This window comes from Flavobacterium sandaracinum (assembly GCF_004349135.1).
GTDB classification, from domain to species: Bacteria; Bacteroidota; Bacteroidia; order Flavobacteriales; family Flavobacteriaceae; genus Flavobacterium; species Flavobacterium sandaracinum.
Genome location: NZ_SMFN01000003.1, coordinates 120,367 through 142,971 on the forward strand (window position 1 = coordinate 120,367; position 22,605 = coordinate 142,971).

General features: G+C 35.0%; 23 protein-coding genes and 1 pseudogene. 16 read left to right on the top strand and 8 right to left on the bottom strand.

The genetic code is table 11. The features are described from left to right. Positions 1–272 precede the first annotated feature (272 nt). The 7 genes from E0F91_RS03835 (at position 273) to E0F91_RS03865 (ending at position 4,901) form a co-directional block, all read left to right on the top strand. Positions 273–1,037, top strand: a complete 765-nt coding sequence (locus E0F91_RS03835; RefSeq protein ID WP_132065033.1) for a class I SAM-dependent methyltransferase — start codon at positions 273–275, stop codon at positions 1,035–1,037. Then, the gene (locus E0F91_RS03840; RefSeq protein WP_132065034.1) at positions 1,038–1,709 is read left to right on the top strand and encodes a ZIP family metal transporter; all 672 of its coding nucleotides are present in this window, start codon (positions 1,038–1,040) and stop codon (positions 1,707–1,709) included. Positions 1,710–1,867: 158 nt separating this feature from the next. Beyond that, positions 1,868–2,683 carry an N-acetylmuramic acid 6-phosphate etherase gene (murQ, locus tag E0F91_RS03845; RefSeq protein WP_132065035.1) on the top strand — a complete coding sequence of 272 codons (816 nt, stop codon included), beginning with the start codon at positions 1,868–1,870 and terminating at the stop codon, positions 2,681–2,683. A gap of 81 nt (positions 2,684–2,764) precedes the next feature. Then, positions 2,765–2,986 (top strand): DUF6095 family protein, encoded by a 222-nt coding sequence (locus tag E0F91_RS03850; protein WP_132065036.1) that lies wholly within the window; start codon positions 2,765–2,767, stop codon positions 2,984–2,986. Further along, positions 2,986–3,558: a pentapeptide repeat-containing protein gene (locus tag E0F91_RS03855; RefSeq protein WP_132065037.1), complete on the top strand. Its 573-nt coding sequence runs from the start codon at positions 2,986–2,988 to the stop codon at positions 3,556–3,558. The genes E0F91_RS03850 and E0F91_RS03855 overlap by 1 nt, the downstream gene beginning before the upstream one ends. Positions 3,559–3,726: 168 nt before the next feature. Beyond that, complete coding sequence (locus E0F91_RS03860) at positions 3,727–4,101, top strand: DNA topoisomerase IV (RefSeq protein WP_132065038.1); 375 nt, start codon at positions 3,727–3,729, stop codon at positions 4,099–4,101. Positions 4,102–4,127: 26 nt separating this feature from the next. Then, entirely contained in the window at positions 4,128–4,901 is a 774-nt protein-coding gene (locus E0F91_RS03865) for a TerC family protein (protein WP_132065039.1), read from the top strand. 37 nt (positions 4,902–4,938) lie between these two features. Here the strand turns inward: E0F91_RS03865 and E0F91_RS03870 are convergent, their stop codons facing one another. The 5 genes from E0F91_RS03870 to ychF all read right to left on the bottom strand — a co-directional run bounded on the left by E0F91_RS03870 (position 4,939) and on the right by ychF (position 11,899). Next, a complete protein-coding gene (locus E0F91_RS03870; protein WP_132065040.1) occupies positions 4,939–7,650 on the bottom strand; it encodes a DNA gyrase/topoisomerase IV subunit A in 2,712 nt (903 codons plus the stop codon). Positions 7,651–7,697: 47 nt separating this feature from the next. Further along, complete coding sequence (locus E0F91_RS03875) at positions 7,698–7,883, bottom strand: hypothetical protein (protein ID WP_132065041.1); 186 nt, start codon at positions 7,881–7,883, stop codon at positions 7,698–7,700. Between the two features lie 11 nt (positions 7,884–7,894). After that, on the bottom strand, positions 7,895–9,757 hold the full coding sequence (locus E0F91_RS03880; protein ID WP_132065042.1) for a DNA topoisomerase IV subunit B: 1,863 nt from the start codon (positions 9,755–9,757) through the stop codon (positions 7,895–7,897). Between the two features lie 129 nt (positions 9,758–9,886). Further along, positions 9,887–10,408, bottom strand: a complete 522-nt coding sequence (locus tag E0F91_RS03885; RefSeq protein WP_132065043.1) for an NADPH-dependent FMN reductase — start codon at positions 10,406–10,408, stop codon at positions 9,887–9,889. Positions 10,409–10,804: 396 nt separating this feature from the next. Next, positions 10,805–11,899 (bottom strand): redox-regulated ATPase YchF, encoded by a 1,095-nt coding sequence (gene ychF, locus E0F91_RS03890; RefSeq protein ID WP_132065044.1) that lies wholly within the window; start codon positions 11,897–11,899, stop codon positions 10,805–10,807. Positions 11,900–12,203: 304 nt separating this feature from the next. Between ychF and E0F91_RS03895 the strand changes: the two genes are divergently transcribed. Together E0F91_RS03895 and E0F91_RS03900 are read left to right on the top strand one after the other, a co-directional pair. Then, the gene (locus E0F91_RS03895) at positions 12,204–14,909 is read left to right on the top strand and encodes a TonB-dependent receptor (RefSeq protein ID WP_132065045.1); all 2,706 of its coding nucleotides are present in this window, start codon (positions 12,204–12,206) and stop codon (positions 14,907–14,909) included. A gap of 99 nt (positions 14,910–15,008) precedes the next feature. Next, positions 15,009–15,749: a class I SAM-dependent DNA methyltransferase gene (locus tag E0F91_RS03900; RefSeq protein ID WP_132065046.1), complete on the top strand. Its 741-nt coding sequence runs from the start codon at positions 15,009–15,011 to the stop codon at positions 15,747–15,749. A 57-nt stretch (positions 15,750–15,806) separates the two neighbouring features. Here the strand turns inward: E0F91_RS03900 and E0F91_RS03905 are convergent, their stop codons facing one another. Next, positions 15,807–16,157: a 4Fe-4S dicluster domain-containing protein gene (locus E0F91_RS03905; RefSeq protein WP_132065047.1), complete on the bottom strand. Its 351-nt coding sequence runs from the start codon at positions 16,155–16,157 to the stop codon at positions 15,807–15,809. A gap of 134 nt (positions 16,158–16,291) precedes the next feature. Here E0F91_RS03905 and E0F91_RS03910 point away from each other — a divergent pair, with 134 nt between their 5' ends. The 5 genes from E0F91_RS03910 to E0F91_RS03930 all read left to right on the top strand — a co-directional run bounded on the left by E0F91_RS03910 (position 16,292) and on the right by E0F91_RS03930 (position 20,474). Beyond that, on the top strand, positions 16,292–17,350 hold the full coding sequence (locus E0F91_RS03910) for an acyl-CoA reductase (RefSeq protein ID WP_132065048.1): 1,059 nt from the start codon (positions 16,292–16,294) through the stop codon (positions 17,348–17,350). 93 nt (positions 17,351–17,443) lie between these two features. Next, positions 17,444–18,514, top strand: a complete 1,071-nt coding sequence (serC, locus tag E0F91_RS03915) for a 3-phosphoserine/phosphohydroxythreonine transaminase (protein WP_132065049.1) — start codon at positions 17,444–17,446, stop codon at positions 18,512–18,514. Between the two features lie 122 nt (positions 18,515–18,636). Continuing rightward, positions 18,637–19,587: a D-2-hydroxyacid dehydrogenase gene (locus E0F91_RS03920; RefSeq protein ID WP_132065050.1), complete on the top strand. Its 951-nt coding sequence runs from the start codon at positions 18,637–18,639 to the stop codon at positions 19,585–19,587. Positions 19,588–19,704: 117 nt separating this feature from the next. Then, positions 19,705–20,139: a DUF6146 family protein gene (locus E0F91_RS03925; protein ID WP_132065051.1), complete on the top strand. Its 435-nt coding sequence runs from the start codon at positions 19,705–19,707 to the stop codon at positions 20,137–20,139. 32 nt (positions 20,140–20,171) lie between these two features. Beyond that, positions 20,172–20,474 carry a DUF6787 family protein gene (locus tag E0F91_RS03930; protein ID WP_132065052.1) on the top strand — a complete coding sequence of 101 codons (303 nt, stop codon included), beginning with the start codon at positions 20,172–20,174 and terminating at the stop codon, positions 20,472–20,474. Between the two features lie 16 nt (positions 20,475–20,490). Here the strand turns inward: E0F91_RS03930 and E0F91_RS03935 are convergent, their stop codons facing one another. After that, a complete protein-coding gene (locus E0F91_RS03935; RefSeq protein ID WP_132065053.1) occupies positions 20,491–20,790 on the bottom strand; it encodes a hypothetical protein in 300 nt (99 codons plus the stop codon). 47 nt (positions 20,791–20,837) lie between these two features. After that, positions 20,838–21,386: a peptide-methionine (S)-S-oxide reductase MsrA gene (msrA, locus tag E0F91_RS03940; protein WP_132065144.1), complete on the bottom strand. Its 549-nt coding sequence runs from the start codon at positions 21,384–21,386 to the stop codon at positions 20,838–20,840. Positions 21,387–21,631: 245 nt separating this feature from the next. On the opposite strand from msrA, the gene E0F91_RS03945 reads away from it, so the two are divergent. Beyond that, positions 21,632–22,294 (top strand): ABC transporter ATP-binding protein, encoded by a 663-nt coding sequence (locus tag E0F91_RS03945; protein WP_132065054.1) that lies wholly within the window; start codon positions 21,632–21,634, stop codon positions 22,292–22,294. A gap of 68 nt (positions 22,295–22,362) precedes the next feature. Further along, positions 22,363–22,548, top strand: a pseudogene (locus tag E0F91_RS03950) (DUF2400 family protein); the annotation flags it as partial. Positions 22,549–22,605 lie beyond the last annotated feature (57 nt).

Consider the following 22,605-nt stretch of genomic DNA (forward strand, 5'->3'; position numbering starts at 1 on the left):
AGTAAATTCTAATTAAACCGCTATTCTAACAATCAAAGCTTCCCACTTTTCGCAATAGATGCTCTACTTTTAAACAAAAAATTATTTTATTTTTAGGATTAAACATCGGTAAGTCAAAAAAAATAAAAAAATCCTCCTCTTATTACGATTTCTATTTTTCTATGTGGTAAAATATATATCCTACTGTTACCCCATTTGAATCGCTGTGAAATAGTTATTTTCTGCAAAAATACACTAAATTTGCATCAATCGAATTAATTGAAAAAGAATAAATGTCTGCAGCACAAAATCCACCAACTGAAAACCAACTGAAAGCAACTGAAAACTGGTATACTTCCTGGTTTGATACTCCCTATTATCACATCCTATACAAGGATAGAAACTATAGAGAAGCACAGGTATTCATGGACAATCTTACCCATTATCTTAACCTTCCTGAAAAGGCAACAGTATTAGATCTAGCCTGTGGCAAAGGCCGCCATTCTATTTATTTAAATCAATTAGGTTTTACGGTTCTTGGAGCTGATTTATCCGAGAATAGTATTCTTGAAGCTTCAAAAAACACGAATGAAACCCTTCATTTCAAAGTACACGACATGCGTGAACCGTTTGAAGAAAAATTCGATGCCATTTTCAATCTATTTACCAGCTTTGGTTATTTCGAAAATGACGAAGACAATCTCACAACATTAAAAGCCATCAAAGAAAGTCTATCTGAATATGGTTTTGCCGTGATTGACTTTATGAACGTCGCCCAAGTCCTTGAAACACTGGTTCCGAAAGAAACAAAAACCGTCGAAGGAATCGATTTTCAAATCAAACGCTATCTAAAAGACGGTCATATTTACAAAGAAATTGACTTTGAAGACAAAGGGCAAAAATTTCACTTCACGGAAAAAGTAAAAGCATTAACCCTAAAAGATTTTGAGGAATTAATGGAAGAAGCCGGAATTTATCTATTGGATATTTTTGGCGATTACAAATTAAAAAAATTCCATAAAACCGATAGCGAACGCTTAATCATGATTTTTAAATAAATGAATTACCTTTTACCATTACTTTCGGTGCTTATAGGGTATATCGTCGCAATGATTATCCGCCCAAAGAACAAAACCAACTTAAAACTACTATTGGCTTTTAGTGGTTCCTTCTTGCTTTCGTTAACGGTAATGCATTTATTACCGGGAATTTATGAAAGCACTAAACCCTCCATCGGACTTTTTATAATGGTGGGAATCTTATTCCAAATCATATTAGAATTTTTTTCCAAGGGAGCTGAGCACGGTCACGTACATGGACATTCAAACATGTCGCATATTCCGTGGTTGCTCTTCATCAGTCTATGTATTCATGCCTTTTTAGAAGGATTTCCTGTAGGACATAATCACGGAAAATTAGCCCTGGGAATTGCCATTCATCACTTGCCTATCGCTATTATTTTAACTACTTTTTTTATCAATTCTCATTTGAATAAAAAAGCGATATTCATCTTTATGCTTACATTTGCTTTGATGACACCATTAGGAACATTCGCTTCAGCTTATTTTACAGGATTAAACCAGTATCGCAGCGAAATTACAGCGGTAGTCATCGGGATTTTATTTCATATTTCTTCGACTATCATTTTTGAAAGCAGCGAAGGACATAAATTCAATATTGCTAAAGTTTCCATGATTGTAATAGGAATTGCTTTGGCGTATTTTTTATAAATTACAATTTGGGCGTGACCACAAGGGTCGGGCTATTCGCTACAATCTTTTTTCATTTCGCTAACGCTACATGACAAAAAGGATTTTCGCTATTATCCCTCACGCAATAAAATATATGTACGGACAACTCGCGAATTGTCCATTAAAAAAACATAAAAATGACCTTTACTAAAACCACCGAACAATCCTCAAAATACGAACATTTAGAAAAAATGTCGGTTCAAGAATTGCTTTCTAATATCAATCAGGAAGACAAAACTGTTCCGTTTGCCGTAGAAAAAGCATTGCCACAAATAGAAACTTTAGTGACCGAAATTGTTGCTAAAATGAAACTGGGCGGACGCTTATTCTACATTGGTGCTGGAACTTCGGGCCGAATTGGAATACTAGATGCTTCGGAATGTCCTCCAACGTTTGGCGTTCCTTTCGATTTGGTAATTGGGATTATTGCCGGTGGCGATACCGCCATTCGCAGAGCCGTAGAAAATGCCGAAGACAATACCACACAAGCCTGGATTGATCTGCAGGCATTCGATATAAATAAAAATGATGTAGTTGTTGGGATTGCCGCTTCAGGAACAACGCCCTATGTTATTGGAGGATTACAATCTTGCAATGAAAATAATATCACCACAGGAAGCATTTCTTGTAATGCAGAAAGTCCGCTTTCGCAAACAGCGCAATTCCCTATTGAAGTGATTGTAGGACCCGAATTTGTCACCGGAAGTTCTCGCATGAAAGCAGGAACAGCACAAAAACTAGTACTGAATATGATTTCGACAGCTACCATGATTCAACTGGGAAAAGTAAAAGGAAACAAAATGGTCGATATGCAATTGAGTAACAGCAAACTCGTGGATCGCGGTGTAAAAATGATTATGGGCGAAATCCCAATTTCCTATGAAGAAGCGAGTGAACTATTAAAAAAATACGGTAACGTAAGGAAAGCAGTTGATACTTACACTGGTCAGTAAACAGTAGTGGTTTTCAGTATTAAATACAGAACGTGCTGGAAGGGTGAATCCCAAATCATAAATCATAAATCCCAAATTAAAATGGCAACTAACAAAGAATTATTATCCAAAGGAGTTAAATATTTAGCAGGCGCTTTACCGCTGCTTTTTTTAGGGCCAGCATTGATTTATAATGCTTTTATGAATAAAGCTAATAGCTGGCATTATTTCGTATTGGCCATCGGAATTATTGCTTGTGGTGCCGCAATGTATTTCATGTACGCAGGTTTAAAAATAATTATGAAAAGCTTATTTAACGACTAATGGAAGACTTAATTCACATTCAAAAAACATTTGATAAAGTCATCTGGGTCGGCAAAAGAAGTAACAATCGAGAATTTGAAGATTGTATATTTAAGAATTGCGATTTCTCCAATAGTAATTTTTCAAACACTACTTTTATGGATTGCGAGTTCATCGATTGCAATTTGGCTATGACAGATTTAACAGGAACGAGTTTAAAAACAGTTCTTTTCAAAGAGTGTAAATTACTAGGAATCCATTTCAGCATGTGTACTGACTTCTTGTTTAACGTCAATTTTCAGGACTGCGTTTTGGATTATTCCTCCTTTGCTAATAAAAAAATGCCCAAGACAAAATTCAATACCTGCTCGATGAAAGAAGTGAATTTTGTTGGGACCAATCTGACGAATTCGGTTTTTGAGAATTGTAATTTAGATAATGCTGTCTTCAATGATACACAATTGGCAGGAGTTGATTTTACAACAGCCTACAATTATAAAATTGATCCCGAATTCAATCCTATGAAAAAAGCTAAATTTTCGACACAAGGAATTATTGGACTCTTGGACAAATACGATATTAAAATACAATAAAACCTTACCCCAGATGGAAGTAAAAACACGCAAGGCTTAAAGCTATTTTTCTTGACAAAAAAGAGCGACCAGAGGAAGCTCCTTCTTTGTCAATAGAAAAAAGATTTTAGACTTGTGAGTTGCAACGTACAGCTAGATTAGGTCCAAAAAAAATAAAATAAACTAAAAATGAAAAAGATATTATTACTACTTCCGTTTCTGTCACTACTATCTTGTTATGATGCCGAACGCAGCTGCAAAGACTTTAAAACTGGTAAATTCAAGTTTGAATATGAAGTAAACGGTGTCAAAAAAACTACTGTTTTTAAACGCAACGACAGTATTGAAATCGAAACTTTTGAAGGCAAAACTGATACCGCTTCGATCCGATGGGTAAACGATTGTGAATATGTTTTACAAAAAATTCATCCTAAAAATATGGCTGAGGAAAAAGCCATTGGTATGAAAATTTTGACAACCTCAAAAAATTCTTATACCTTTGAGTTTGGAATGGTAGGTTCAGATGCCAAACAAAGAGGAACTGTAACTAAGATTGCGGATTAAGTAGTATAATTTATAACTAAAATAAAATGGAAGTATTTTTAAATCCTGACGCTTGGGTGGCGCTGTTAACATTGACTTTTCTTGAAATCATTTTAGGAATTGACAATATTATTTTCATATCGATTGTAACGGGGAAATTACCCCCTGAAAAACGAAAAAAGGCGACACAAATTGGTTTATTCTTAGCAATGTTTATGCGAATTGCCTTATTATTTGGAATCACACTTCTTATTGCAATGAAAGAACCCTGGTTTAGTATAGACTGGGGTTGGTTCTCTGCCCATTTTAATGGACAAGCAATGATTCTATTGGGTGGAGGTATGTTTCTGATTTACAAAAGTACCAAAGAAATTCACGAAAAAGTAGATTACAAAGGCGAAGAAGAAAAGGATTTAAAATCGACAGCAGCCAAATCATTTGGCAATGTAATCTTTCAGATTTTATTGATTGACCTTATTTTCTCTGTTGATAGTATTCTTACTGCTGTTGGGATGACTAATGGACTAGAAGGTGCATTGTATATCATGGTCACAGCCGTTGTAATTTCGGTTTGTGTGATGATGCTGTTTGCCGTTCCAGTAGGAACATTTGTAAACAATAATCCCTCCATCCAGATCTTAGGTTTAGCCTTCTTGATTTTGATTGGTTTCATGCTAATCACGGAGAGCATGCACTTATCAGAAGCCGTATTAGTAGGACAGACTGTAGGAGCAGTGCCAAAAGCCTATCTATACTTTGCTATTGCTTTCTCATTAGGGGTAGAATTCCTGAACATGAAAATGCGAAAGAAAAAGAAATAATATTTCACAAAAAAAGCGCTCCATGAGCGCTTTTCTTTTATTCTAAACTTAAAGTTATTTGACCATCATCGTCTAATTGAACATCGGAATCATCGGCACTAGTATTTCCTAAAACTTCCAACTCTTCGGGAATTACGGCGACTGGAATGTCATAAGGCAACGACTCTAAAAGGTTTACTTGCTTCAATTTATCTGCTGTTAATTGATTCCCTAACGCCTTAAATCCTTTTATGGCAATATAGGATTCTATGTCTACGGTCATGTTTTCTTTCTGAACGCCTTTTACTTTTGTAAAAACCAATTCGGCAACAGGGCGGTAATCGGTCGATACAATTTCAAGATGTGAGTTTGTATGTTCTGTAATAAAGCTCTCTTCTTTATTTTCCGTTTCTACCAAAAAGCGTTTGATGTAATAACGTTCTTTTTCTCCATCATAATAAATGGCTGAAATTGGTTTCTTTGGAATCCATTTTTCAAGAACGATCATATCTTGATCAAAATGAGTGGATAACTCGGGCGTAATTACTTTAATTTTTCCGTTTTGCGTAACAATTAAAATTTTATCACTTGGTCTGAATTCGCCAAGTAACTCTCCTCGCCCATCCACATTTAGCCTTTGTACCGTGTCATCAAACCAGACTTTTCTTGGCAATAAAGTAGAAATTCCTTTCTCTTTCAATTCGATTTTTTTGATGGGATACTTGGTTACCAAATTCCCTTTGGAAGCACGTCCCTTTATCGCTAAACTCGCAAAATCAATATCGAATTTAAGTTTTTTGACACTTCCCACCTGGCGCAATAAAATGGTAATCACTTCTGCTTCACCGTTTGGATTACAAGAAAAATATACCACTTGAGAACCCGCAGTTTCATTGGTTAAATCATACGCTTTGTCACGCGTAACTCCCGAAACATTGAATCGTTTGATATACGATGGACCTGATTTTCCATCACGGTAAATCATGTTGTAAATGGTACGCTTATCACTTTTGTCAAAAATAGCAATGTGAATAATATCCTTACCCACAAAGGTTTTTGCATCTACTTTGGTAATCATCATTTTTCCATCACGAAGAAAAACAATTACATCATCAATATCCGAACAATCCGTAACATATTCGTCTTTTTTCAAGCTTGTACCCACAAAACCTTCTTCTTTATTGACGTATAATTTAGTGTTTCTTAAAACCACTTTTGTAGCTTCAATATCATCAAAAATTCGAAGTTCCGTTTGGCGTTCGCGTCCTTTTCCGTATTTCTCTTTTAATTTGGTAAAGTAAGCAATCGCAAAATCAATAAGGTGTTCTAAATTGTGCTTTACTTGTTCGATATCGCCTTCAAGTGATTCTATTTTATCTTGTGCCTTATTGCTATCGAATTTAGAAATACGCATGATTCGGATATCCAATAAACGCAGAATATCGTCTTCGGTAACCGCTCGCTTTAAATGTTTCGTATGTGGTTTTAAACCATCATCAACCGCTTTTATTACCGTTTCCCGCGTCGTCATTTCTTCAATGTCACGATAGATTTTATTTTCAATAAAAATTCGTTCCAAAGAAAGAAAATGCCATTGTTCTTCCAATTCACTCAATTGGATTTCCAATTCGCTTTTAAGCAATTGAACAGTTCTGTGCGTTGATATTTTCAACATTTCAGAAACGCCTATAAACAGCGGTTTGTTATCTTCAATCACACAACCCAATGGCGCCACCGAAGTTTCGCAAGCCGTAAATGCGAACAAAGCATCGATAGTCTTATCTGGAGAAACACCCGGAAAAAGATGAATTAATATCTCTACCTCAGCAGCGGTATTGTCTTCAATTTTTTTGATTTTGATTTTACCTTTTTCGTTCGCCTTCAAAATACTATCAATCAAAGTTGTTGTATTTGTAGAAAACGGAATTTGGGTTATTACGAGCGTATTCTTATCGAGTTGACCAATTTTAGCCCGCACCCGAACCCGTCCGCCACGCAATCCATCATTGTAATTAGACACATCAGCAATACCTTGTGTCATAAAATCCGGATACAGTGTAAAAGGTTTTCCCTTTAATATTTTTATCGAAGAATCAATTAATTCATTGAAATTATGAGGCAACACTTTTGTCGAAAGACCGACTGCAATACCTTCAGCTCCTTGTGCTAAAAGCAGCGGAAACTTCACCGGAAGATTGTTCGGTTCCGCTCTTCGTCCATCATAAGAAACACCCCAGTCCGTAATTTTTGGACTATAAATAACCTCCAAAGCAAATTTAGACAAACGTGCTTCAATGTAACGCGAAGCCGCAGCACCATCACCTGTTAGAATATTCCCCCAGTTTCCCTGACAGTCTATCAATAATTCTTTTTGACCAATTTGCACCATCGCATCACCAATACTTTGATCACCGTGGGGATGATACTGCATAGTGTGCCCAACAACATTGGCAACTTTATTATAACGGCCGTCATCTAGCTCTTTTAGCGAGTGCATGATTCGGCGTTGTACCGGTTTAAATCCATCCTCAATAGCAGGAACGGCACGCTCCAGAATTACATACGATGCATAATCTAGAAACCAGTCTTTGTACATTCCCGTAACTTTGGTAATGGTATCGTTTCCGTCTTCTTGATTATCGTAAAAATGTTGCCCTCCAGAAGAGATTATATCTTCAAAACCTTCGTCATTTGATTCGTTTGAATCATTTGTTTCGTCTTGCGATTCGTCTTCATTTGGGATGATGTTATCTTCGTCTTCGTCTTTCATTAAATATATTCTCTTGAATAGTAGTTGATTGGATTTTTTCTAAAATGCTAAAAAGAATATTTTTCTTTACAAATATGCTCTTCCTTTTTAACTTCAATTCCATTTTGATCCACCTCTTTTTTCACAAGTGTTTCACATTCTTCATGATCATTGCTCATTATGATAAAAAAAGTAGTAGAAAAACTAATCACAAATAATAAAGCGGTAAAAATTAATGTGTTTTTTGTAGGCATCTTATAACTTTTTAAACTTTGTCAATTACATCCAATTCCACCTTCAAATTCTTGATGATAAATTCCTGTCTGTCTGGCGTATTTTTACCCATATAGAAAGACAATAACTGCTCAATTGAGGTGTTCTTGTCCATCATAATAGGATCTAAACGAATGGTTTCTCCAATGAAATTCTTGAACTCATCTGGGGAAATTTCTCCCAATCCCTTAAATCTTGTGATTTCCGGTTTTGGTTTTAGTTTTTCGATGGCTTCTTTACGTTCTTCTTCAGAATAGCAATAAATGGTTTCTTTCTTGTTCCGAACCCTAAAAAGTGGCGTTTGCAAGATATACAAATGCCCTTCTTTGATCAATTCAGGAAAAAACTGGAGAAAAAATGTAATCAATAACAATCGAATGTGCATTCCATCGACATCGGCATCGGTTGCGATTACAATGTTGTTGTACCGCAATTTTTCTAATCCATCTTCAATATCCAATGCCGCCTGTAGTAAATTGAATTCTTCATTTTCGTAAACAATTTTCTTACTCATTCCGTAGGAGTTCAAAGGCTTACCACGCAAACTAAAAACTGCTTGTGTATTGACATCGCGAGACTTTGTAATAGACCCAGAAGCTGAATCTCCCTCAGTAATAAAAAGCGTACTTTCTAAATTCCTAGGGTTTTTTGTATCCGGAAGATGGGCGCGACAATCTCTTAATTTCTTGTTGTGTAAATTCGCTTTTTTAGCACGATCAGTTGCTAATTTTCGAATACCAGAAAGCTCTTTTCGTTCCCTTTCGGCTTGGAGAATTTTGCGTAATAATGCGTCTGAAGTTGCAGGATTCTTGTGTAGATAATTATCTAACTTTGTTTTCACAAAATCATTTACAAAAGTACGTACCGAAGGCATTCCTGGCTCAGAACCCATATCAGTTGATCCTAATTTGGTTTTGGTTTGTGACTCAAAAACCGGCTCCATTACTTTGATACTAACTGCTGTTACAATAGATTTTCGAACATCTGAAGCTTCAAAACTTTTATTATAAAACTCCCGAATCGTTTTTACGATTGCTTCGCGATAAGCGGCGAGATGCGTTCCTCCTTGCGTTGTATTTTGACCATTTACGAAGGAATGGTATTCTTCACTGTATTGTGTTTTGCTGTGGGTCAAAGCAATCTCTATATCATCGCCTTTCAGATGAATAATTGGGTATTCAAGATCCTCAACATTAATGGTTTCTTCTAATAAATCTTTCAGACCATTTTCAGAAAAATATTTTTCTCCATTGAATAAAATAGTTAAACCATTGTTTAGATAACAATAGTTTTTAAGCATTTTAATAATATATTCGTAACGGAATTTGTAGTTTTTGAAAATCGCTTCATCTGGAATAAAAGTAACTTTAGTTCCTTTGCGTTTCGTAGTTTCAATAATAGCTTCTTCGAGAACTAAGTTTCCTGCTGAAAATTCTGCTGCTTTTTGTTTTTCATCCCGAACGGATTCTACACGGAAATAATTAGACAAAGCATTTACTGCTTTTGTACCAACTCCATTCAAACCAACGGATTTTTTAAATGCCAAAGAATCGTATTTTCCTCCAGTATTCATCTTAGAAACTACATCAATCACTTTTCCCAATGGAATCCCCCGACCGTAATCCCTAACGGTAACGGTTTTATCCTTGATGGTTACCTCAATAGTTTTACCCGCTCCCATGACAAATTCATCGATACAGTTGTCGAGAACTTCTTTTAAAAGAATATAAATACCATCATCTGGCGAGGAACCGTCTCCCAATTTCCCGATGTACATTCCGGGACGCATGCGAATATGTTCTTTCCAGTCGAGTGACCGAATGTTATCTTCGGTATATTGATTTTGATCGGACATTGTAGGTTTTGTGGATTTGGTGCTAATGTAGTGTAATTCGATAAAAATTAAAATAGGAAACCATCAAAGTTATCAAAAATGATATTGACATTTTCTATTTCAAGATTTAAACATTAAAAAATTAAAAGATTAAAAATTCTTAACAAGTTCTTTCAACTGGTTATCCAATTCAGAGTTGGAAATCTTACCGTTTACAATATCAAAATTAGCATCGAAACTAGGTAAAGAAAATGTTTCTTTTATATTTCCACCATAAAATGGAAATGCATTTTTAGCAATTCCCAATACGCTTGCTGCTCCTTTTGCTCCGGTAGATGTGGCCATCAGCAACATGGGTTTTTCCTGAAAAACTTTTGCATTTATTCTAGTACACCAATCAAAAACATTTTTGAATGCCACGGAATAGTTTCCATTATTTTCTGCCATGGAAACCACCAAAATATCAGCAGTAGCAATTTTATCTAAAAACGCTTGCGCCAATGCGTGGTGTCCTGTTTCTTTCTCGATATCCACGCTATATATTGGCATTTGGAAGTCATTTAAATCTAAAACTTCAACTTCTCCATTTTCAAATAAATGAGCTGCGTAGGTCGCTAATTTCTTATTGATGGAATTCTTACTAGGGCTTGCGCCAAAGGCAATTATTTTCATGATTGTTCGTTTTTGTTAAAAGTAGTGAAAATAAAACAGTAATAAAATAATTCGCCGCTGATTCGCAGATTACAAAACAAAAAAGAAAAACGAATCTTCATTTTTTTCTCTGCATCACTTTTACCCCAGATTGAAACGGAAAGCATTTTTCAAATCCATGTCATTTTTTCTTGACATAAAAGAGCGACCAACGGAAGTTCTTTTATGACTTAGAAAAAAGAGATGGATGGGGAAATATTACTTCACCAAAGTTTTATTTTCATTGGTGTTCAGTGAACTTCGTTTGAAGAGCAAAGCTGGATTAGGTCCAAAAAATGTTAGACATAAAAAAACCTGCAAAATTTCTTCTGCAGGTTTGGTGTTTTCGTAATGAGATTGCTTCGTTCCTCGCAAGGACTAGACGTTAAAACGGAAATGCATTACATCACCATCTTTAACAATATATTCTTTTCCTTCTACTTTGAATTTTCCAGCTTCTTTACATTTGGCTTCTGATCTATAATGAACGAAATCTTCGTATGCAATAACTTCAGCGCGAATGAACCCTTTTTCAAAATCAGTATGAATAACTCCTGCAGCTTGTGGCGCAGTAGAACCAACATTGATAGTCCAAGCACGAACTTCTTTGACACCGGCGGTAAAATAAGTTTGTTGCTTCAATAATTTATACGCTGCACGAATCAAAACTGATGCGCCTGGCTCAGTTAATCCCATATCTTCAAGAAAAACTTGACGCTCTTCATAGCTTTCTAATTCGGTAATATCAGCCTCAGCTCCTACAGAAAGAATGATCACTTCGGCATCTTCATCCTTTACTAATTCCCGAATCTGATCTACGTAGGCATTTCCGTTTACCGCTGAATTCTCATCTACATTACAAACGTACAAAACAGGTTTTGCAGTAATCAGTTGAAAAGATTCCATTAAAACTTCCTCATCGTTGTTTTGCGGAGTCACCGTTCTAGCTGATTTTGCTTGCAGTAACGTCTCTCTAATTCGGTCTAAAAGTGCTTTTTCGGTTTGTGCTTCTTTGTTGCCTGTTTTGGCTGCACGATTTACTTTCTCCAAACGTTTTTCAACATTCTCTAAATCTTTCAACTGCAGCTCAATATCGATGGTTTCTTTGTCACGAATGGGATTTACATTACCATCAACGTGAACAATATTATCATTGTCAAAACAACGCAATACGTGAATAATTGCATTACATTCTCTAATGTTACCAAGAAACTGATTTCCTAGACCTTCCCCTTTACTAGCTCCTTTTACCAATCCTGCAATATCAACAATATCAACAGTAGCCATTTGCACACGCTCTGGTTTTACTAATTCTTCCAATTTCTCTATTCTGGAATCCGGAACATTTACAACACCTATATTAGGTTCGATTGTACAAAAAGGAAAGTTAGCACTTTGCGCTTTTGCATTTGATAAACAATTGAATAATGTTGATTTTCCAACATTCGGTAATCCTACAATTCCTGCTTTCATCGGTAGATACTATTTTGTTTTTTTAATGGAATATTGCATCGCCCCTTTTCTATTCTAAGGATAGAATTCCGTACGAATACATGCTGCTTTTATAACTCATACGATATTAAAATTAAAATACGGAATAAGCGCTAAAAGTTTGCAAATATACCATTTTAAAAATGTTTTAAATAATTAAAAATTAGGCATTAAAAAAGGCTAATATTTTTTTTACTGAAATTTGAAAAATATGTTATAATTGTGTTAAAAAAAAATTATATTGCGGCTGATTTCAAACCAAAACAAAAACCTAATACAACTTATTATGAAAAAATTTGCATTATTATTAATCCTGCTAAACGTCTCGTTTGCTTTTGCGCAGCAACAAGTTTCGGGAGTAGTAAAAGACAACACCGGCAATGCATTACCAGGTGTTAATATTGTAGAAAAAGGTACGCAAAACGGAGTTTCTACTGACATGGATGGAGCATACAAGATTAAAGTAAAAGAAGGAGCTACTTTAGTTTTTAGCTATGTAGGCTTTTCTAAATTGGAAAAAGTAGTCACAGATGCAACCCTGAACGTGATTTTATCAGAAGAAGGTGGACAAAACTTAGATGAAGTTGTAGTTACTGGAACCAGAACGGCGCCAAGAAGTAATACGACATCAGCACTACCAATAGATGTTTTATCTTCAAAAGACTTGACATCAACTGGACAAGCTTCATTTGATAAAGCATTACAATACAAAATTCCATCATTCAACACGGTTCAAACACCTGTAAATGATGCGACTTCATTATTGGATCCGTATGAAATTAGAAATATGGGACCTAGTAGAACGTTAATTTTGATTAATGGAAAGAGAAAAAACATGAGTTCACTTGTGTATACACAAACTTCTCCAGGACGTGGAGAAACAGGTTCGGATATCTCAGCGATTCCTACCGATGCTATTGAAAGAGTTGAAATTCTTCGTGATGGAGCATCTGCTCAATATGGATCTGATGCCATTGCGGGTGTAATGAACATCATCTTAAAAAAGAACGCTTCTCTAGGATCTGTAACATTGAGAACAGGAATAACTAGTGAAGGCGATGGAGAAATGTATGGTGTAAGTTTAAACAATGGTTCTACTATTGGTGAAAAAGGATTTATCAATTATACTGTTGACTTTTCAAAAGTAGCATTAGCGAATAGACCTGGAAGAGTAAATGCAGATGGCGAAATCGCTGATTTTGGTGCTAATCCTGCAGATGTGAATGCTTTCTTAGCTTTAAAACCTGATGCTGGAAACGTAAACGGATCTCCAGAAACAGCAGCCGCTAAATTTTTAGTAAATGGTGGGGTTGATTACAATGAAAACAATCAAATGTATTATAATGCAGCATACGTTTACAAAAAAGTAAATTCGTTTGCTAATTACAGAACTCCATACTGGAGATCAGTAGCTGACATGCCTTATTTAGCAACATTATTTGGCGACGGTACTGCTGCATCATACCAAGGTTATGTGCCAACATTCGAAGGTGATCTTAATGATTACAATGCAACAATCGGCTACAAATCAACAAAAAATGGTTGGAATACAGATGTAAGTTTAACTACTGGAGGAAATACGCAAATATACACCGTTTCAAATTCTCAAAACAGATCATTTAATGATGCTAATGGTAATGATAGTAAAGATCCAGGAGAGGACTTTTTATATGGTATATCTACTCCAATTACTTTTAAACCAGGTGGAACTTCATTCAATCATTATGTAGGGAATATCGATATTTCCAAAAATTTAAGTGATCAATTAAGCTTAGGTTTTGGATCTGAATTTAGAACTGAAAATTTTGAAATTTTCGCAGGAGATCTAGCTTCCTATATTGGAAACAGAAGTGGAGCCGATTCATTTCAAGGTAATACTCCAGAAAATTCTGGTAAATTCAACAGATACAACCTAGGTCTTTATTTAGATGTTGCATTAGACATAACAGAAGATTTCTTAGTTAATGGTACTGTTAGATATGAAGACTACAGTGATTTTGGTAGTGCAACTGTATGGAAAGCCAGTACAAGATATAAATTTTCTGACGATAAAATTACATTAAGAGCTTCTTTATCAACAGGTTTTAGAGCTCCATCTTTACACCAGATTTACACTCAAAAATCACAATCCTCATTTGTTCCAGGACAAGGTATTGTTGTGCAAGGTTTAATAAATAATGTATCATCAGCTGCTAGAGCAAGTGGTGTTCCAAAATTAGACTCAGAAAAGTCTACTAATTTTACTGCTGGAATAGGTTTGAAACCAAATAAGAATTTTAATCTTACAATAGATTATTACAATATTAAAGTGGAAGATAGAATTGTTTTAGGAAACCCTATTACATTTTCTCCTACTAACACATCAGCATTTTTTGTGAATGGTATTGATTCTAGAACATCAGGTATTGATCTTGTTGCAGGATACAAAAATCTAATTGTAGGGTCTGGAAAAATGGGCTTTAATATATCTGGTAACTATACTTTACAAAACGAAATTGATGGACCTGTAAAAAATCCAGCAAGTGTAGTAGCAGTTAACCAATCAGTAATTGATCAAACACAAGAAGCACTATTGTTTACTTCAAGACCACAATTTAAAATTATTGGTGGTGCAGAATATGAACTTGGAAAATTTGGATTTACTTTGAACAATACTGTATTTGGACCTACAAAATTTAAGAATGCTGGTATGTCAAATGATTTAAAAGTAGAATTTTTAACAAAAATGGTTACTGATTTAGGTGTTAATTACGCTGCTAGTGACAAACTAACAATAGCCTTAAATGTAAACAACCTATTAAATGTATTACCTGAATGGAAATTTAAAGCTGAAAACGCAGCTGGTACAGCTATTTTAAACGATCCAGCTCAAACTAGAGCTCAATTTAATTTAGTTACTTTCAATGGTCGTTATTCTCAAATGACGTATGATGGATATCACTTTAGCCAATTAGGAACGATGTTTAATTTATCTTTAAACTATAAATTCTAAATTTTATCCTAAAATAATTAAGAAAAGGGCTGTCACAATTAGACAGCCCTTTTTCATTTGGTATATTTCTTCAAAACTTTACGTAAAACAACAAGCAGCATGGCAAATCTTTACAACGGAAAAATGGCAGCAATCTATGATGCTATGTACCAAACTTTTATAGATTACGATGAGGAGTTTAACTTCTACAACAATTTAATTCAGGATTGTCATGGTAAAACTGTTTTAGAAATTGGTAGCGGAACAGGCAATCTCTCGAAGCGATTTTTAGCTCATAACACTACTTACATTGGTCTAGATTATAGCGAAAGCATGATAGCAATTGCACAAGAGCGAAACAAAAAAGGGATTTTCTTGCATGGTGACATGAGGAATTTTAAATTAGAGCAACCAGTAGATTCTATTTTAATTACAGGACGCTCAACTAGTTATTTAATCACAAATGAAGATCTAAATAACACCTTTCAATCCATATATAAAAACCTAAACGAAGAAGGAACCCTTATTTTTGATTTTATAGATGCCAATAGGTTTATTCCATTTACCAAGGATAATGAAGCTATACTTCATGAAGCTCCATTTGAAGATTTGATTTACTATCGATCCAGCAACTGGAGAACAACTTCGTCAGAAAATTTTTTACTGGAATGGAGTGCGCAATACTATACTTTTCAAAACAATAAAAAGGAAATAATTGCAGATGATTTTTCTACCGTTCGCGTTTTTACTTTAAATGAAATACAATTATTTCTGTATCTAAATGGATTTGAAGTTATACAAACAATCGATCGAAAAACTTATGCCTATGATACTTTCGTAATTGTCGCACGAAAAAAATAAAACAAAAAATCCTGAGTTTTACTCAGGATTTTTTGTTTTATTTCTATCAGAATAGTGTTATTCGTTATGTAAGAAAGCTTGTCTGTTCAATAAAGTCTCTTCGCTTTCCACGTGATTATCATCTGGGATACAACAATCTACAGGACATACTGCTGCACATTGAGGCTCATCGTGAAAACCTTTACATTCGGTACATTTACCTGGTACAATATAGTATACTTCATCAGAAATTGGAGTTTGAGCTTCATCAGAGTCAATTTCAGTACCATCAGGTAAAATTACCTTCCCTTTAAGTTTAGTTCCATCCTTAAATCTCCAATCGTCTGCTCCTTCATATATTGCTGTATTTGGGCACTCGGGTTCACAAGCACCACAATTGATACATTCGTCTGTTATAATAATTGCCATTGTTCTTTGTTTAAAAGGATCCGTTTTTAGGAATGTAGTTTGTTTTTAAAACTTCCGTTTTTTTAACAATGCCTAAATACTTTATCCTTATTTTTGTGCAAAATTACAATCTAAACTATTCATAAGCAAACATAATGACATTAGAAACAAAAAAAAGTGTTTTTGTTGAATTAGGAAAATTTCTAGGTCAGTTTTCTAAGGACAACACGGTCAAAAACCCAGCTGTTTTGCATAACGAGACATTTTTTGATGCTTTTATCGCATTGATAAATCTGTCTCAGTCACACAATGGCTGGTATACTACGGACAACGTTTATTTCTCCATACAATCCTGGGCAGAAGCCCTAACGGACGAAAATTTGACAAAATGGCTTTCCGAATATGATTTACAAAATAGAAAATCCAAAAACATCGCTTTAATTTTGGCTGGAAATATTCCACTAGTGGGTTTTCACGATTTCCTTTCGGTTTTGATTACAGGAAATACTGTTTTGGTAAAAACATCCTCAAATGATCAGCATTTGTTACCTTTTTTGGCGAAATACATTATTGCAGTTCAGCCAGAATTAGCTCAGAATATTACTTTTGTAAAGGGGAAATTAGAGAATTTTGATGCCGTTATTGCTACAGGAAGCAATAATACAGCCCGATATTTTGAATATTATTTTAAAGACAAACCTTCTATTATTCGAAAAAGCAGAAATTCAGTGGCAGTTTTAATTGGAAATGAAACCAAAGAACAACTTACCGCTTTGGGGGAAGATATTTTTCGCTATTTTGGATTGGGTTGCCGCAATGTTTCTAAACTTTTTGTGCCAAAAGGATATTCCTTTGTTCCGTTTTTTGAAGCGATATTTGCTTACCAAGACGTCATTCATTATGAAAAATACGCCAACAATTACGATTATAACAAAGCCGTTTTTCTGATGAGTAATTTCAAATTATTGGATAACGGATTTCTTACGTTGAAAGAAGATCAAAGTCATGCCTCGCCTATTTCGAGTGTTTTTTACGAGTTTTACGAGGATATAAATGAATTAAAAACAAGATTAAAGTCTGAAAATGAGCTATTGCAATGTATCGTTGCTGATGAGACTATAGAAAACAGCGTGGCATTTGGACAAACCCAAAATCCCCGATTATGGAATTACGCAGATAACACCGATACTATTTCGTTTTTGTTAACAATATAGCTGAAAAAAGTGCAATTATTCCGAATTAATTAACGCTTTTTAAACTCCTATTGTCGAAATTTGCACTTTAATTTTTTGGACATAAACTACACCATGAAAAAACACAACTACAGCGCAGGACCTTGTATTTTACCGCAAGAAGTTTTTGAAAAATCAGCACAAGCAATTTTAAATTTTAATGATTCCGGGTTATCGCTTTTAGAAATTTCGCACAGAAGTAAAGATTTTGTTGCCGTTATGGATGAAGCCAGAGCACTTGCTCTTGAACTTTTAGGTCTAGAAGGAAAAGGCTACAGCGCCTTATTTCTTGCTGGAGGAGCGAGTTTAGAATTCTTAATGGTTCCCTACAACTTAATGAAAGAGGGCGGAAAAGCAGCTTATCTGGATACGGGAACGTGGGCTGCAGGAGCGATAAAAGAAGCAAAACTTTTTGGAGAAACTGTTACCGTGGCTTCTTCGAAAGAACAAAACTACAATCATATTCCAAAAGGATATACTGTACCAGCGGATGCTGATTATTTCCACTGCACGAGTAATAACACTATTTTTGGGACTCAAATGAAGGAATTTCCGTCAGTTGATATGCCAGTAGTGTGCGACATGAGTTCGGATATATTTTCTAGAGAATTAGACTTTTCTAAATTTGATATTATTTATGCTGGAGCACAAAAAAATATGGGTCCAGCAGGAACTACACTGATTGTTGTAAAAGATGAAATTTTAGGTAAAAATGGTAGAATAATCCCAAGTATGTTGGATTACGCCAACCATATCAAAGCAGAAAGTATGTACAATACGCCGCCTGTTTTCCCTGTTTACGCTTCTTTATTGACCTTACAATGGTTGAAAAACCTTGGTGGAATTGCTGCTATTGAAAAAATTAACAATGCTAAAGCGGCATTACTTTATGGAGAAATAGACAGAAACCCTTTATTTAAAGGTGCTGCAGCTGTTGAAGACCGTTCAAACATGAATGCTACTTTCTTATTAAATGATGAAGCACATGCTGCCACGTTTGATGCAATGTGGAAAGCAGCGGGAATTTCAGGTTTGCCTGGACACCGTTCCGTAGGTGGTTACAGAGCTTCTATGTACAATGCGCTTCCGTTAGAAAGTGTTCAAGTATTAGTTGATGTAATGCAGGCTTTGGAAAAAGCAATTTAAAAATTAAAATATTGAATGATTTAAAGATTTGAAAAATCAATTTTTAATCAATCACTACATTAAACAACCCAGATTGAATCTTTAAATATTTAAATTTTACAATCTTAAAATATAAAACACAAATGAAAGTATTAGCCAATGACGGAATTTCAAAAAGTGGAATTCTAGCTTTAGAAAAAGGTGGATTTGAAGTGATAACGACAAAAGTAGCGCAAGAGCAAGTGGCTAATTTTGTTAATGAAAATAATGTGAGTGTAGTTTTGGTGCGTAGTGCGACTAAAGTTCGTAAAGACATTATTGACGCTTGTCCTGGATTGAAAATTATAGGACGTGGTGGTGTAGGAATGGACAATATTGATGTGGATTATGCTAAAAGCAAAGGAATTCACGTAATCAATACTCCGGCTTCTTCCTCAGAATCAGTGGCAGAATTAGTTTTTGCACACTTATTTTCTGGTGTTCGTTTCTTGCACGATTCAAACAGAAATATGCCTCTTGAAGGCGATACCAACTTTGACGGCTTGAAGAAAGCGTACGCAAACGGAATCGAATTAAGAGGAAAAACACTTGGAATTGTTGGAATTGGCCGCATTGGTCAGGCAACCGCTAAAATGGCGTTAGGATTGGGAATGAAAGTTATCGCTGCCGATAGTTTTATCCCACAAGTGGATGTTAAAGTTGAATTTTTTGACGGACAATCTATCACGACTACCATCGTTTCACAATCATTGGAATCGGTTTTTAAAGAAGCTGATTTCATTACATTACACGTTCCCGCTCAAGATGGTTACATCATTAGCGAAAAAGAACTTGCCATTATGAAAGATGGTGTAGGGATCGTAAACTGTGCCCGTGGCGGTGTTATTGACGAAGTGGCGTTAGTAAAAGCATTAGACAGAGGAAAAGTATTATTTGCAGGATTAGACGTTTTTGAAAACGAACCAACTCCTGAAATGGCTATTTTGATGAACCATAAAATTTCGTTGACTCCACATATTGGAGCGGCAACAGGAGAAGCACAAGACAGAATCGGAACTGAATTAGCTTCACAAATTATTAGTTTGTTAAGCTAGTTTTTCCTTCATAAATATTTTAATGAGAGGCTGTTTGATAAAAACAGTCTCTTTTTTTGTTTAAAAACCTACCAATCAATGATTTGTTTTGTAACTTTATAGTTCAATTTTTTCATCATGAAAAACAGTTTCTACATCATAATGGTCCTTTTTTGTGTGTTTTTGAGTTGTAACACTTCAAAAACTACATTTCCAAGTACTGAAAAATCTGTTGCTGCTCAAGGCGATACCATCCGAATTGCTAATGATGAACTGGAGTACGAGGTAATTATTATTGATCCCGGATTTAATAGCTGGCTTATTTCAAGAGCTTTTCCTCGCAACTATCACTCACAATCTTTTTTAGAAAACAAAAATCAGCTTTATATTACGGAATGGAACAGTCGGGTAAGGCAACCGCTACGTTTCGATCCCAATTTATACGAAATGATAATAAATTATGACCCTCAAATAGATTATGGTTATGAAGTAAATTATTTAATATACAATTACATGATTTATTTCCAAAATACCTACAAACAAAAACTTTTTGGTTTTGTCCCCATCAGATAATGTTACTATATTTGTAATCATTATAAATAAAGATGAATAAACTCAAACAACGTTGGGGAATTGATAGCAATTTTCAACTTACCATTATATTTATTGTTTTTGCAATAACTGGATCTGCATCCGCATGGCTTTCAAAACCGTTTTGTTTTTGGCTTGGAATTACAAAAGAAGATTTAGGCTATTGGTTTACTCCTGTTCGGTTAATTCTAATTTTTCCTATCTATCAAGTCTTATTGGTCTTAATAGGATTTCTGTTTGGACAGTTCAAATTCTTTTGGGCTTTCGAAAAAAAAATGCTGAAACGCATGGGACTAGGATTTCTATTTAACGACTAACAAAAAATGCCTCGAATTACGAGGCATCTTTGTTTTTAATTAAATAATTATAAATCCAGGTTAAGGTAAAGGTTGGAATAAAATCTGAAAATGGTAAAATTTCTTCCAGAAAAGTCACTACTCCTCCTACTCTTCCTATTGTTCCTTTATACATCCAAGTCATCAAAAAACCGGCTAAAGGAGCCCAAATCACATCTGAAAATTCTCCGATAAAAGGAACGGTAAACGAAAGCATTCCAATGGCATCAAACAGGATTCCTAACACCAGATTTCTGGTTTTATTATTTACTGCGCTAACGGACACTTGTTCTGTCATAGTATTTAGATTATTATTTTCCAGAATACGTACAAATCTAATGCCAATTATTTTTTGAGTTTATCTTGGTATATTTTTTTCAATTTATCAATTTTGGGTGTGATTACATAACTGCAATATCCTTGAGTTTTGTTCTGGTTATAATAGTTTTGATGGTAATCTTCGGCAACATAAAACTTCGTTGCTGATGAAATTTTAGTAACAATTGGTTTTCCAAATGTATTCTCAGTCGTCATCAAAGCGATATAATCCTCGGATAATTGTTTCTGGGCTGCATTGTGATAAAATATCTCACTTCTATATTGCGTCCCAATATCATTCCCTTGACGGTTCAACGTTGTGGGATCGTGCGTAGCAAAAAATATTTCTAGCAGCTCACCAAAACTAATTTTATTGGGATCAAAAGTAATCTCAATCGCTTCAGCATGGCCTGTATCACCCGTTCCAATTTCCTGATAAGTAGGATTCACTGTGTTTCCTCCTATATATCCTGAAACCACTTTACTTACTCCATTCAATTCTAAAAAAACTGCTTCTGTACACCAGAAACAGCCTCCTGCGAAGGTGGCTATTTCTTGTCCGTTTTGTATTTCCATATTTTTTGTCTCTATACTTTTTGGCACCATTATATCTTTTTCTTTTGCACAAAATGAAAAAGGCAATAGTGCCAAAAAAACTCCAATTACTTTTCTCATAATATGTCAATTTGAATCAAATTTATTTAAAAAAGAGCAGGGAATAGAGCCTATTAACTAAAGTTTATACTTTGTCAAGGCAAAATAATGGGCGTTGCATTTAATAATCATTAAAATCTTTGTTTCTTTGTGAAAATAGTTTCAAAATGATACAAGCCAAAAATCTACATAAATATTACGATCAACTGCATGTTTTAAAAGGGGTTGATTTACATATTAAGCAAGGTGAAATAGTCTCTATAGTTGGCGCTTCCGGTGCTGGAAAAACGACGCTTTTGCAAATTCTTGGTACCTTGGACCAACCAACAGTCGGAAATGGAATTGAATTGCGCATCAACAATGAAGATATTCTGACGATGAATGACAAAACCTTATCAAAATTCAGAAACTTGAATTTAGGATTTATATTCCAGTTTCACCAGTTACTACCGGAATTTACCGCCTTGGAAAATGTGTGTATTCCCGCTTTCATTGCCAATAAACCCAAACAGGAAACAGAGACCGAAGCTAAAAAATTATTAGCTTATTTAGGGCTCTCGCATCGCATTAACCATAAACCCAATGAGCTTTCTGGTGGAGAGCAACAACGGGTGGCAGTGGCCAGGGCGCTGATAAATAAACCCGCTATTATTTTTGCTGATGAACCTTCAGGAAATCTCGACACGGCTTCTGCTGAAAATTTACATCAATTGTTTTTTAAATTACGAGATGAGTTAGGTCAAACTTTTGTGATTGTGACACACAATGAAGAGTTAGCCAATATGGCCGACAGAAAACTGGTAATGGTAGATGGTTTAATTAGCACTTAAAAAGTTTAAAGTTTCAGGTTTAAAATTCATTTGAAACGAGAACCACTTTAAACATTAAACTTTAAATAATGAATCCATCGGAGCTTAAAGATTTCCTTGACGAAAAAGTCCTGCAATACAACACACTTGATTTCATAGAAAGTGATCCAGTCCAAATTCCGCATTTGTTTTCGCAAAAAGAAGATATCGAAATAGCGGGATTTTTGAGCGCGACAATCGCTTGGGGAAACCGAACAATGATCATTAAAAATTCACAAGATGACTATTATTTGGGCAATCGACTATGTAGTAATAATTCCTGAAGTACGAAA